12 protein-coding genes and 1 pseudogene are annotated in these 13,177 nt (G+C 61.4%); 10 read left to right on the top strand and 3 right to left on the bottom strand.

The features are described from left to right. Nucleotides 1–6: 6 nt before the first annotated feature. From IP85_RS00390 to IP85_RS00360, 7 genes are read left to right on the top strand one after another with little or no spacing between them, the layout of a single operon-like run. The gene (locus tag IP85_RS00390) at nt 7–879 is read left to right on the top strand and encodes an ABC transporter permease (RefSeq protein WP_054147684.1); all 873 of its coding nucleotides are present in this window, start codon (nt 7–9) and stop codon (nt 877–879) included. Nucleotides 880–896: 17 nt separating this feature from the next. Beyond that, nucleotides 897–1,877 (top strand): ABC transporter ATP-binding protein, encoded by a 981-nt coding sequence (locus tag IP85_RS00385; RefSeq protein WP_054147683.1) that lies wholly within the window; start codon nt 897–899, stop codon nt 1,875–1,877. Beyond that, complete coding sequence (locus IP85_RS00380; RefSeq protein WP_054147682.1) at nt 1,874–2,902, top strand: oligopeptide/dipeptide ABC transporter ATP-binding protein; 1,029 nt, start codon at nt 1,874–1,876, stop codon at nt 2,900–2,902. The genes IP85_RS00385 and IP85_RS00380 overlap by 4 nt, the downstream gene beginning before the upstream one ends. Continuing rightward, nucleotides 2,899–4,368, top strand: a complete 1,470-nt coding sequence (locus tag IP85_RS00375; protein ID WP_054147681.1) for an ABC transporter substrate-binding protein — start codon at nt 2,899–2,901, stop codon at nt 4,366–4,368. The genes IP85_RS00380 and IP85_RS00375 overlap by 4 nt, the downstream gene beginning before the upstream one ends. Next, complete coding sequence (locus IP85_RS00370) at nt 4,365–5,825, top strand: amidohydrolase family protein (protein WP_054147680.1); 1,461 nt, start codon at nt 4,365–4,367, stop codon at nt 5,823–5,825. The genes IP85_RS00375 and IP85_RS00370 overlap by 4 nt, the downstream gene beginning before the upstream one ends. Then, complete coding sequence (locus IP85_RS00365; RefSeq protein ID WP_054147679.1) at nt 5,822–6,751, top strand: dihydrodipicolinate synthase family protein; 930 nt, start codon at nt 5,822–5,824, stop codon at nt 6,749–6,751. The genes IP85_RS00370 and IP85_RS00365 overlap by 4 nt, the downstream gene beginning before the upstream one ends. Beyond that, on the top strand, nt 6,751–7,533 hold the full coding sequence (locus tag IP85_RS00360; protein WP_054147678.1) for an SDR family oxidoreductase: 783 nt from the start codon (nt 6,751–6,753) through the stop codon (nt 7,531–7,533). The genes IP85_RS00365 and IP85_RS00360 overlap by 1 nt, the downstream gene beginning before the upstream one ends. Nucleotides 7,534–7,651: 118 nt before the next feature. On the opposite strand, the pseudogene IP85_RS00355 reads toward IP85_RS00360, so the two are convergent. Together IP85_RS00355 and IP85_RS00350 are read right to left on the bottom strand one after the other, a co-directional pair. Further along, nucleotides 7,652–7,936: pseudogene (locus IP85_RS00355) on the bottom strand (antibiotic biosynthesis monooxygenase); the annotation flags it as partial. Nucleotides 7,937–8,306: 370 nt separating this feature from the next. Continuing rightward, complete coding sequence (locus IP85_RS00350; protein WP_054147677.1) at nt 8,307–8,759, bottom strand: calcium-binding protein; 453 nt, start codon at nt 8,757–8,759, stop codon at nt 8,307–8,309. Nucleotides 8,760–8,977: 218 nt separating this feature from the next. Between IP85_RS00350 and IP85_RS00345 the strand changes: the two genes are divergently transcribed. From IP85_RS00345 to IP85_RS00335, 3 genes are all read left to right on the top strand, one after another. Next, complete coding sequence (locus IP85_RS00345; protein WP_054147676.1) at nt 8,978–9,712, top strand: response regulator; 735 nt, start codon at nt 8,978–8,980, stop codon at nt 9,710–9,712. Further along, nucleotides 9,709–11,043, top strand: a complete 1,335-nt coding sequence (locus IP85_RS00340; RefSeq protein ID WP_054147675.1) for an ATP-binding protein — start codon at nt 9,709–9,711, stop codon at nt 11,041–11,043. The genes IP85_RS00345 and IP85_RS00340 overlap by 4 nt, the downstream gene beginning before the upstream one ends. Before the next feature lie 127 nt (nt 11,044–11,170). Continuing rightward, nucleotides 11,171–12,265, top strand: a complete 1,095-nt coding sequence (locus IP85_RS00335) for a YeeE/YedE family protein (protein WP_054147674.1) — start codon at nt 11,171–11,173, stop codon at nt 12,263–12,265. Here IP85_RS00335 and IP85_RS00330 read toward each other — a convergent pair. Then, nucleotides 12,241–13,161 (bottom strand): MBL fold metallo-hydrolase, encoded by a 921-nt coding sequence (locus tag IP85_RS00330; protein ID WP_054147673.1) that lies wholly within the window; start codon nt 13,159–13,161, stop codon nt 12,241–12,243. The two genes, IP85_RS00335 and IP85_RS00330, sit on opposite strands and share 25 nt — an antisense overlap. Between the last annotated feature and the right edge of the window lie 16 nt (nt 13,162–13,177).

Below are 13,177 nucleotides of genomic sequence, written 5' to 3'. Positions count from 1 at the left end.
GATCGCATGACCGGGTTCTTCTCTTCGGAATTCTTCTTTCACTACCGCCGAAACCTGCCGGCCGTCTTCGGAAGCGCACTGCTCGCCTTCTTCGCCCTGCTTGCGACATTCGGGCCGCTGCTTGTCGCCCAGGATCCCTATGACGTATCCCAGCTGGAGCTGATGGACAGCTTCAAGCCGCCGGTATGGCTGGAGGGTGGTGATAGCAGGTATCTGCTCGGGACAGATGGGCAGGGTCGCGACGTGCTCGCATCCATAGTTTATGGCGCGCGGATTTCCGCCTTCATCGGCCTCGCCGCCATGATCTTCTCCTGCGTGATCGGGACGGCACTCGGGCTGATCTCCGGCTACTACGGCGGCATGGTGGACAGCATCATCATGCGCATCGCAGACATTCAGCTGTCGTTTCCCTCGATGCTGATCGCGCTCTTCCTCATGTCGGCCTTCGGGACGGGCATCGGCATGGTTCTGATCGCGCTCACCGCCGTCGGCTGGGTGGTTTACGCCCGTACCGTTCGCGGATCGACATTGAGCGAGATCCAGAAGGAATACATCCAGGCGGCCAAGGTGGCGGGGCTCGGAAACGGCGCGATCATCCTGCGCCACGTGCTGCCGAACGTCATGACGCCGCTCATCGTGGTCGCTACGATCCAGGTTGGTACCTTCATTCTGATCGAAGCCTCGCTCAGTTTCCTTGGCGTCGGCGTCCCCATCACCGAGCCCTCGCTCGGCCTTCTCGTCAAGGAGGGCTTCGACGTCCTGTTCTCGGGCATCTGGTGGACCTCTGCCTTTCCCGGACTGTTCATCATGTTCCTCGTCTTCGGCATCAACCTGTTCGGCGACTTCCTGCGGGACGAACTCAATCCGCGGCTGAGATGACGAAGGAAACAGCGACCATGGGTGAAGCACTTCTCGAAGTCCGGGATTTGAAGACACATTTCCATACGTTCGGCGGCGTGGTGAAAGCCGTCGACGGCGTCAGCTTCGACGTCCGCCCGGGCGAGGTGATCGGCCTTGTCGGCGAGTCCGGCGGTGGGAAATCCGTCATCGGATTTTCCATTCTCGGCCTCATTGACCCACCCGGACGGATTGAGGCAGGCAGCATTGTCTTTGCCGGCGAAGATCTGACGCGCAAGAGCGAGGACCAGATGCGCGCTGTGCGCGGTGGCCAGATCGCCATGGTGTTCCAGGACCCCATGACGTCTCTCAACCCGGTCTATACGGTCGGGCGCCAGATGGACGAAATGCTGCGCCTGCATACCGACCTAGACCAGAAGGCACGACGTGCTCGCTGCATCGAGATGCTCGAGGATGTCGGCATCTCGGAGGCCGCCAGCCGCCTCGACGCCTATCCGCACCAGTTTTCGGGCGGCATGCGCCAACGCGTCGTGATTGCCATCGCGCTCCTTGCCGGTTCCCGCCTGATCATTGCGGATGAACCGACCACGGCCCTCGACGTTACCGTCCAGGCCCAGATCCTCAAGCTCATGCGTCGCCAGATTGTCGAGCGCGGAGCAGCCATGATCCTCGTGACCCACGATCTCGCCGTCGTCTCCGAGATGGCGGACCGGGTGGTCGTGCTTTATTGCGGCAAGGTCGTCGAGCGGGGACTCACGAGCGAGATCATCGAGTCCCCTGCCCATCCCTATACGCGCGGGCTCCTCGACAGCATTCCCAAGATCACCGATCGCCGGGAACGTCTCAGCCAGATACCCGGCACTGTGCCGGACATCCGCACGCTCGGAAAGGGATGCAGCTTCAGGGACCGGTGCTTCCGGGCCCAGGCCATCTGCTCGGCAGAAACGCCGGCGCTCACCCCCGTACGCGGCTCGCTCGATGCAGCCTGCCACTTCCCGCTGGAGGAGACGGCGTTATGACAACCCCCGTGCTTGAAGTTCGAGGTCTGGTCAAAGCCTTTCCCGTGGGAGGTCTTTTCGATCGGCTACAGTTTGGAAAGGGAAAGCTTCTCGCTCCCCAGAAGCAATTGCGGGCGGTCAACGGTGTCGACCTGTCGATTGCGCCCGGCGAGGTCATGGCGCTGGTCGGAGAATCCGGCTGCGGCAAGTCGACCGTGGCCAAGACGATTGCCCGGATCTACGAGCCGACATCAGGCGAGATCCGGATCGACGGCGAAGACATTTCTCGGATGCAGTTTCGCGAAATGCGCCCGATCCGGCGCAAGTTGCAGATGATCTTCCAGGACCCTTATGCCTCCCTCGACCCCCGGCAGCGGGTCAGGGACATCGTGATGGAGCCGAGGCGCGCTCAGGCCGGGGGCAAGCTCAGCCGGCGCGAACTCAATGACGAAGCCATCGCACTTCTGGCAAAGGTCGGCCTCAATGCCGAACAGGCTGGACGCTACCCGCATCAGTTTTCCGGAGGTCAGCGGCAGCGGATCGGCATCGCACGAGCGTTGTCGGTCCGGCCAAAAATCATCATCGCCGACGAGCCCGTCTCGGCGCTCGACGTCTCGATCCAGGCGCAGATCCTCAACCTGATGATGGACCTGCGCGACGAGTTCGGCCTCTCCTATCTCTTCGTCTCGCACGACCTCTCGGTGGTTCACCACATCGCCGACCGGATCGGCGTCATGTATCTCGGCTTCATGGTGGAGACGGCCAGCCGCGACCAGTTGTTCAGCCAGCCGAAACACCCCTACACGCAGGTTCTGCTTTCGGCCGCGCCGACCATCGACAAGTCGCTGGCAAAACCGAAGATTGAAATCGTCGGCGAAGTGCCAAGCGCACTGCGCCTGCCCTCCGGCTGCTGTTTCAGGACCCGCTGCCCCATGGCATTCGATCGATGCGCGGTCGACCGTCCGGTGTTGACGCCCCAGCCGGATGGCAGCGCCGTTGCATGCCACCTCCATGATCGGAACGATGCCGAAAGGAAAAGCCAGTGAGTTCGCCCGTCGTCATTGTTCAACCGCGCCTTGCCCTCGAAGACCCGCATGACTGCACCGATGCGAATGACATGCTGGCCCTCTTCGACGCCCTGTTCGACGGGCTTGTGCGCTATGGCAAGGATGGTGGCTACGTGCCAGCACTCGCAAGCTCCTGGGATGTTACACCGGATGCGCGACACTGGATATTCAGGCTGAGGGAAGGCTTGAGCTTTCACGATGGCACCCCCTGCGATGCGACGGCCGTCTGCCAATCCCTGACACGCATGGCCCGTCCTGACAAAGGCTACACGCTCGGCGCGCCCGGGGTCTGGCATCAGTATCTCGGAGACGCGGAGATCGAGGCAGTCGATCCCCTGACAGTCGCCATCCGCCTGTCGAAGCCGATCGCCGATCTCCTCGATATCCTGGTTTACGGCTACGTGGTCGCTCCCTCGGCACTGGACCGCTACGAGGCGGGAGACACAGCGCAGCCGGTCGGCACAGGGCCGTACCACCTGGTTTCCTACGAACCCGGCCATGCCCTGCACCTCCAGCGTTTCGATAGCTGGCATGGCGAGCGACCAGCCAATGTCGAACTGACGTTCCGCCTGGAACCAAACCGGGAAGCGCGGCTGGAGATGCTGATCTCCGGCCAGGCGCAGGTGGCAAACAGCCTCGATTTCGAAGCATCCAAGGCGCTCGAAGAAACGGCCAGGCATACGCGGGTCACATCGCTCGTCCCCGTCGCCATCATCTATCTCTTCAATGCCTTCAAGGGGCCGCTGACCGATAGCCGCGTCCGCCGCGCTCTCAATCTGGCGATTGACCGCCAGGCCCTGATCGATCGGGTGGTGAGAGGTGCAGCAAAGCCACTGACCGGCTTCGTCAGCCCCGTGCATTTCGGCAGCCTGCCATCGGAGGATCTGCGCCCTGACCGCGATCAGGCAAAAAAGCTGCTTGCCGAGGCCGGCTTTGCCGAAAGCCTGACCATCGAGGTCGACTGCCCGACACGCCTTCCCGATGAAGCCGAGGCACTGACAGCCGCTCTTGCGGAGCAGCTTGCCCCAATTGGTGTGACGCTGAACGTTCACCGCCACACAGACCGCGAAGCCTATGCGCATGGTGTCCGCCTGAAGCAGGTGCGCGACATGTGCGTCTTCGATTCAAGCCCCTTGGGCACCTTCCGCATCCTAGCCGAGAAGATCGATCACAGAGCCCAAGGCTCCTGGTGGCTGGGCTTTCACAATGCCGAGGCCGAAGACTTGCTCGACGCGGGGCGGGCAACTGTTGATCCACGTGAACGTGCGGAGACTTTCGAGAGAGCCTTCCGCGCGCTGCAAGTGGATCCCCCATGGCTCTATCTCTACAATCCCCTGAGGGTGACAGGCCTGTCCGGGTCCTGGCCGGACTGGCGCATGCGACAGGATTGCGTGATCGACGTGACCCGGCTCCCTGACTTCCAGTCCGGGAAGAGAACATCATGAGGCGCGTCGATCTGATCATCAGCGGCGGAACCATCCTCACCATGGACGGCAGTCGCCGCGTCCTCGACAAGGGGGCGCTGGCAGTTCTCGACGATCGTATCGTCGCGGTCGGGCATGAGGAAGAGATCGCCAGAGAATACCAGGCCGAGCGCAACATCGACGCCCAAGGCAAGGTAGTGATGCCCGGCATGATCGACGTGCATGCCCATGCCGGCCACGGTCTGATCAAGACCATGGGCATGGAGCAAGGCAATCACTGGGAAGAGATCTGCAACGCTGCCTATACTGTCGGCTCGACACCGGAATTCTGGTTCGCAGAGGCGCGGCTTGCCGCCCTCGAACGCCTGCGCTTCGGCGTCACCACCGGCGTTTCGCTTCTCGGTGGCGGCGACACGATCATGCGGACGGATGATGTCGCCTATGGGAGCGCCCATTGCGAGGGCGTCGCTGAAATCGGCACGCGCTCGGTCGTCGCCGTCGGACCGACTCGCCCTCCGCATCCGCGAACCTATGCATCGTGGCACGACGGCAAGGCGTCAGAACGGCCTGTAACCTTCGAGGAGCAGTTTGCCGTCAGCCGGAAACTGCTTGATCTGTGGCACGGGCGCGGACGCCTGAAGATCGCCTTGCTCACCCCCGTCCTGCGTGACGAACATCAGCGCGACATGTCAGCCGCAGACTACGAAGCAGCAGTCGCACAAACCAAGGCCGTGCGGGCGCTCTCGCGCGAGGCGGGCGTGGCCTTCACCCAGGATGGCCACTGGAAGGGCTCCGTCTCCCGCGCCGAAAAGCTCGGCATCCTCGGACCGGACGCGCTTCTGTCCCACGCCATCGACATCACGCCTGAAGAAATCCGGATCATTGCCGATACCGGCACCCGCATCGCCCATAACCCCAGCGCCATCGCGTCCATCCTCGGCCGGTGCCCGGCGATCGAACTGATCGAGGCTGGTGCTGTGGTGGCCATCGGCTCCGATGCAACTGCGCCAGACCGATCGGCGGACATGTTCCGGCACATGCAGCAATGCATGCACTATCACCGCACGCATTTTCGCGATCCCTCGGTCCTGCCTCCGGGCAAGGCCCTCGAAATGGTGACGATCGATGCAGCGACAGCCCTGGGGCTCGATCGGGACCTTGGCTCCCTTGATGTCGGCAAGAAAGCCGATATCGTGGTGGTGGATATGCAGCGCCCTCACCTCGCGCCCTACCAGATGCCGATCTTCCACCTTGCCTACTTCGCCAACGGCAATGACGTCGACACCGTTGTGATCGACGGGCAGATCCTGCTCGAAGGCGGCCGCCCTCTGCTGACCGACCTCGATGAGGTCGTCGCAGAAGCCGACAGGCAAGCCCGGTTGCTGATGGAGCGCATGGGGCTCGAAAACATGATTGGCCAACCCGAAGGCTTCTTTGGCCATGCACGATATCCGAAACATCAAGGAGACAGCCAATGATGAGGCTGAATGAAGAGGCAAAAGGCGTCTACGTCATAGCCCTCACCCCTTTCACGGAGACGGGTGATCTCGATCTGGAAAGCACGGACCGCATGGTCGATTTCTACCTCGAGCGCGGCGCAACGGGACTGACCGTGCTTGGGATGATGGGCGAAGCGCAAAAGCTGACCATCGAGGAATCGCAGACCTATGTCCGCCGTATCCTTCGCAGGGTCGATGGCCGCGTGCCGGTTGTGGCGGGCGTCTCTGCTGCGGGCTTTGCCCAGATGCAGGCCCTGACCTTGATGGTCATGGATGACGGCGCGGCAGGTGTGATGATCGCTCCGCCCTCGTCCCTGCGCAACGATCAGCAGATCGTCACCTACTACAAGCAGGCGGCGGAGTTCATCGGCGATACGCCTTTCGTGCTGCAGGATTTCCCGCTCGTCACGAGCGTCACCATCCCCGTCTCCGTCATCCAGACGATCATCGATCAGATCCCGACCTGCGTCTGCCTCAAACACGAGGACTGGCCCGGTCTTTCCAAGATTACCGCACTAAGGACCGCCTCGGAGACGACCGGCAAGAGGCGCATATCAATCCTGTGCGGCAATGGCGGCGTCTTCCTGCCCGAGGAGATGGCGCGCGGGGCAGACGGCGCCATGACAGGCTTTGCCTATCCGGAAATGATGCGCGACGTCGTCCACTATAACGAGCAGGGAAATCCGGAGCGCGCGCAGGACATCTTCGACGCTTATCTTCCCCTCGCGCGCTACGAACAGCAACCGGGCCTCGGCCTCGCCATCCGGAAATACATCATGGCGAAACGCGGCGCGATCGCTACGCCGGCACTGCGCAAACCGGGGGGAGCCCTGTCTCCCGCCGATATCAGCGAGATCGAGCGCCTCATCGCACGCCAGGACAGACGATTGAAGGAACTCGGCTGATGGAACTCGGCTTGAAAAACAAAAACGCTCTCGTGCTGGGTGCAAGCCGCGGACTGGGTGCCGCGATCGCCCGAGGGCTCGCGGAAGAAGGGGTGACGGTCCATGCCGCCGCCCGCAACACCTCGGCCATCTCGGCATGGGCTTCCGAGCTCGCACCAACGTCAGGCACCGTCATCCCGCTCCAGCTCGACCTCTCCGATATCGACAGCGTGAATAAGGCCGTCCAGTCGCTCGTAGCAGATGGGGGTGTCGACATCCTCGTCAACAATTCTGGCGGCCCGCCACCGGCCGCAGCCGTCGATGCGAAACGGACGGACTGGCTCAATCATTTCGAGACGATGGCCGCCAACATCTTCCATCTGACCACCAGTCTTCTGCCTGGCATGCGGGAAAAGCGCTGGGGTCGGATCATATCGATCGCCTCCTCTGGCGTAGAGCAGCCGATCGCACGGCTGGCGCTGTCCAATGGCATTCGCTCGGCCCTGATCGGCTGGTCGAAAACACTCGCTGCGGAAGTGGCCGCGGAAGGCGTGACTGTAAACGTGATTCTTCCGGGGCGCATTCACACACAAAGGGTGGACGAACTCGACGCAGCCGCAGCCAGCCGCTCAGCCAAGAGTGTCGAGGAGGTCGCCGCCGAATCCGCAGCCGGCATTCCGGCGGGACGCTATGGCCGGCCGGAGGAATTTGCCGCCGTTGCCATCTTCCTGGCCTCCGAGCCAGCCTCCTATGTTACGGGAAGCAAGATCCGCGTGGATGGTGGTGCCATCAGATCCGTCTGAAGCAGACTTAAGCAAAACGGGCGGACATACACTATGTCCGTCCGAAACTTACTCGTCCACGGCACGACTTGCCATCCGATATGCAAGGCCGCGCCAACTGAATGGGACAGTCCGTCGCAAAATCGGCCATCTCCACATTGTAGAAGGTTTTCGTCCGCGGGCCTGTGATGATGGGATCAATGTGGCGGACGCATTCCAAGTAATGCGCGGTCTTGCGGTGGTCATCCTCGGGGCTGCGTAGCACGTCAAGGCGAAGGTTTCCCGGTTCGCGGCGGGTTCCTTCATAGTTGATCCGGAAAGCATCGAGAAACTCGTCGACATGGCCTTGCTTGACGTGAATTGCGACGGCGTCGAAGCCCGCCAGCGCGTGAAACTTCTGCCATCCCGTCAGCTGAAAAGACATTCCCAGCACAGCACCTGAGAACATGAAGACTGGGACCAGCAGCACCAGCAGTTACCACTTGCGAAACCAGCTGCGCTGTCGAGGTAATTTTGGCTCGGACAGGTTCAGATCGATCGGGAGGCTTTTTTTCATCAGTGGCTGATATTGCAGGTCACCCGTTCCTGCCGATCTTTGAATGGGATGTTGACTTCAAGACCTTCGTCCCGATCTTCCCAACCGGTAAAGATGCCTCAGCGATTAGGCTGCAACAAGACACATATAAAAAGACCTATATTTTTGTTGTTCGATATCGTGCGTTTGCGAGCCTCACCAGACATCCAAGCGGATGTCTGGTGAGGAAAGATTCGACAAAGCCACGCAAGCCTGGCTTTTATCGACCGAAATCAGCCGTGGTCACGACGCCGTCTGTGTTCCGGTCCAGCATGCCCATCCAGGCGACGACACCCCCGAGGAATTCGTCCCGCGACACCTTGCCGTCCTGGTCGGCGTCGTTGTTCTGAAGTGTCATTCCCTGGGACGCCCGGTCGGCTCTGCCACCATGCCCACCATGTCCGCCGGCATTGGCCTTCATGTCGTTGGCGCGCGCCTCGTCGAAATACACGTATTCATCGGCATCGATAAACCCGTCCTCGTTGGAATCGAAGGTGAGGAAGACGTCGCCGCGCTTGGACTGCAATTCGGAAAGGGTGGCTTCGCCATTTCCGTTGAGATCCCAGTTCTCTAGGAAGTGGGCGCCAGGATTGCCCTGCTGCTGAGCCATCAGGGGTGCGGCGGAAGCAGCCAGAGCCATGGCAGCGATCAGAGTTTTCTTGAGACTATGCATTTTGCGTTCCTCTTCATCGGATCTTGTTTGCGCGTCTTGAGCGGCGAAGTTTGTTTCATCCCCCTCGACTGCGATGGACATGTGATGACGGATGCATGTCGCACGATGATGCCGTCTGCGGTCCCTTTTGTAACGGTTTGTCGCAGATCGGCGGACTGACACCCGGCGTGACAAAGGAGGAGTGGAACACGGTCCCCATCATGCGCTAGAAACGTGCCATGACCTCGAGCGACCCAAGTCCCCATATCCTGATCGTCGACGACCATCGCGACATCCGCGACGGACTGGTCCGCTACCTGGAAAAGAACGGTTTCCGGACCACGGCTGCGCGCGACGCGACCGAGATGGACAAGTGCCTGCATGGCGGACGCTTCGATCTCGTGATCCTGGACGTCATGATGCCGGGTGAAGACGGCCTTTCGATCGCACGTCGGCTGAGCAGCGCAGGTGGGCCACCGATCCTGATGCTCAGTGCCTTGGCCGAAGAGACGGATCGCATTGTCGGCCTTGAGGTCGGAGCTGACGACTACCTGCCGAAACCCTTCAGCCCGAGAGAATTGCTGGCAAGGGTCAAGGCCATCTTGCGGCGGACCGGTCGAACGACCAGCCTCGCCGGCAGCCTTTCCGGCCGACGCCTTTCCTTTTCCGGATGGACACTGAACACGGATACGCGGGAGCTGACACGTGACGAGGACGAAAAGCAGATATCATTGAGCTCTACGGAGTTCCGTCTTCTCATCGTCTTCCTCGAACGCCCCCGGTTTGTCCTGTCCCGAGATCAGTTGATGGATCTGACCGAGGGTCGGGCCCCAGACGTCTTTGATCGGGCGATCGACAACCAGATCAGCCGGCTGCGTCGCAAGATCGAGCCCGATCCGGGACACCCGACGATCATCACAACGATACGGGCGGGAGGCTACAGCCTCGCCTGTGACGTGGCAGTCTTGCCATGAGAGTTGGATGGCCCAGGGATCTCAGCGCCCAGATCGGACTGACCACACTTGCCGCGCTGATCTTTACCCAGATCCTGTTCCTCGCCTTGTTCGGTGCCGAGCGGGGCCTCTCCCATGTGGAGGAGCAAAGGGCGGATATTGTAAGGCAGGGTCAACGCCTGGTCGGTCTCCTGCCGACGATCCCTGAACCGGCGAGGAACGACGTTCTTTCGGCAGCCGGATCTGAACGCGTGATATTCCGGCTGAGCGACACGCCAACCGTCGTCGCTGGGACATCAGATGAAGACGCGCGCATGGAGCTGGAAGCGCGTGGCGGTTCGGTCGAGCATCCAGGCTATGAACCCGTGACGGCGTTCGCGCGACGGACTGGCCTCATACCAGCAATCCTGCGCTTGTCTCTTCCGACGTCGGACGGTCAATGGCTCAACATCGAGGCCTCCCTGGAGCGGCCAGGCGCATTCATGCCGCCGCGGCTTTTGCTCGGCGCGATCCTCTCTGCCCTCGCCGTCTGGATCGTCATGCGTTTCCTGGTGGCACGCATCACCCTTCCCTTGCGGCAGCTTGCCGGCACTGCAGACGCCCTGGATCTGGACCGGGGCCCACCGGAGCGCATCGAAACCGGTCCAAGCGAAGTGAAGGTCCTGGCGAAGGCACTCCACAGTCTGCATGCACGCCTTGTGAACGCAGTCCACGAGCGGACCCGCATTCTGGCAGCGCTTGGCCACGATCTGCGAAGCCCGATCACGGCTCTCAGGCTGCAAGCCGAATTCGTCGATGAGGATCAGCTGCGCGAGCGGATCGCCCGCATTCTCGATGAAATGCAGGAGATGACCGAAACGACCCTCGCCTATGCGCGGGGCCTCAGCGAAGCGGGTGACAAGCGTCCGTCCGACCCCTTCGCACTCGTCGCCCACCTCGCGGGCGAGCTCAACACGACGGCGAACCCGGTGACGCTCGGCAGCATGCCGGTCGTCACGACACCATTGCGGGAGCTACCGGTGCGCCGCGCCGTTCGCAATCTGATCGAAAATGCCCAGAGATACGGCGGCAACGTTCACATCAGTGGTGAATTGGACGGATCCATCGCCCGCATTCATATCGATGACGACGGCCCTGGAATTCCCCTGGAGGACCTGCAACGCGTATTCAGCCCGTTCGAGCGCCTTGAGGCGTCCCGTTCCCGCGACACCGGTGGACACGGTCTCGGCCTGACGATTGCGCGCGACATTCTACGTGCCCAGGGCGGGGATGTGGAACTGGCTAACCGGGCAGAAGGTGGCCTGCGGGCAACCGTGACCCTCCCTGTCGATGCCGGATCTGAAGCTGTTTAGTGCAGTGGTGCAATCACGCTGAGGACCCGGGTACTGTCACCGTTAGAGCCAACGAAGAATTGACGACATATATAATTCAAACTATCCTTATATTTCTATTGTCGCGCGGTAATCGGCAGGACTCAAAATGGATTTCGCACAGCTACTCGATCTCCTTGACGAGGCGGAGCTGGGCGCGCTCTTGGGTGCAATCACGGGAGCGATCTTCGGCTTCTCCGCGCAGAGGTCATCCTTCTGCCTGCGCGCAGCCACTGTCGAAGTCGCCAGACGCGAGGTCGGGCCCCGGATGGCGGTGTGGCTATTGACCTTTTCGACTGCCGTCGTCTGGGTGCAGGCTGCCATTTTGGCCGGCCTGTTCGATCCGTCCGCGTCACGGGTGATGTCGATCACCGGCAGTTGGTCGGGTGCCGTCATCGGCGGGCTGATGTTCGGCGTCGGCATGGTGCTCGCCAGGGGATGTTCGGGCCGATTGCTGGTCCTCGCCTCCACTGGAAATCTGCGCTCACTCATCTCGGGGCTGATCTTTGCCGTCGTTGCCCAGATGGCCCTGCACGGTTGGCTTGCTCCAGCGCGCAGCTATCTTGCTGCACTCTGGACGACGCCGGCCGGCCAGAATGTCGATCTACTTGCCATGATCGGCGCGCCGGCAGGAAGCGGGCTGATACTCGGACTGGTAACGGCTGCATTCGCCGTGTTTCTCGCCATTCGGCGCCAGATTGGATGGACGAAATTGTTCTTTGCCGCTGGCGTGGGCTTCGCGGTCGCGGTTGGTTGGATCTTCACATTCTCTCTGGCACAATCCGCTTTCGAGCCCGTGACAGTCAATTCCCTCACCTTCTCCGGCCCTTCGGCAAGCACCCTGATGTTCCTCCTGACGGAAGACCATGCACTCGATTTCGAGATCGGCCTGATTCCTGGGGTCGTGTTCGGAGCATTCCTGTCCGCGCTCCTTTCCCGGCAGCTGAAATTCGAAGGTTTCACCCACGAGACACAGATGCGCCGCTCGATGCTGGGCGCGGTGCTCATGGGTTTTGGCGCAATGCTGGCCGGCGGCTGTGCGATCGGGGCAGGCGTAACGGGCGGCTCGGTGTTTGCAGCAACTGCCTGGCTCGCCCTCTTCTGGATGTGGGTGGGAGCCGTGTTGACGGATTTCCTGATCGACCAGTCCACGACCAGCACCGATGTCATCGGCATGGCTCAGGCCCCGGCGACGAACCGGTAGCCTTGACCCTCTTTCTCGACACGGCCGATGCCACCATCCGGCAGATGAAAGCCGATGATCGCAGTCTTGTCCCTAGCCATGTCGTCAAGCAGCATCATTCGTGTTCGCGCGGCCATCTCGGCATCCTGGTCAGAACCGGATTTCCATTCGGGATGGACGAAAGCCACGTGGTGGTTGCCGATCGCATCCCCGACAACCATGACGGCGTCCTTCCCCTCCCCCACGCGAAACGACATGTGACCCGGAGTATGGCCCGGCGTGAGATGAGCGATGACACCGGGAAGGACGTCAGCGCCATCCTCCAGCAGCGTCAGGTTTTCGACCATTGCCGACAAGCGGCGGGCCGCGCCGACAGCAAACGTCGTGCGCGCCGAATCGATGGAGGCAACCGTGTCCGGATTTGTCCAATAATCGAACTCTGTCCTTCCGATCAGGTGAGCGGCATTGACAAAAACCGGTTCGTCGAATTCATCAAGCACGCCCCACAGATGATCCGGATGAGCATGGGTGAACACCACATGCGTGACATCTTCGGCAGGCACATCGAGCAGGTTCAGGGCTTCGGCCAGTTTACCGGCTGAGGGCTGAAAATCGGGGCCGGCCCCCACATCGAACAGAACGGTATGGGTTCCGTCACGCAACAGGGTAACGTTGCATGGCGGGGTCAGTTGATCCCTCGACAAGCCGAAGGCCTCGACGACCACCTTGAGTTCTTCCTCCGGCATGCCGCCAAGGATGAAGTCAGCCGGCAGCATCAGGTTTCCGTCCGAAAGCGTGTCGATCCGGACGTCACCGAATGCTATCTGCGCGGACGCCCATACACGTTGCGGCCCCAGGAGCGCGGCCGCGCCGAAAGCACCCATGCCTGCCAGAAATCTACGCCGCAGCAACATCATTCCCTCCAAAGGATGG

It is taken from the genome of Rhizobium sp. AAP116 (assembly GCF_001295785.1).
Taxonomy (GTDB): Bacteria; Pseudomonadota; Alphaproteobacteria; order Rhizobiales; family Rhizobiaceae; genus Allorhizobium.
The sequence above is the reverse complement of the archived record's forward strand: the minus strand, read 5'-3'. Positions and strand labels throughout refer to the sequence as shown.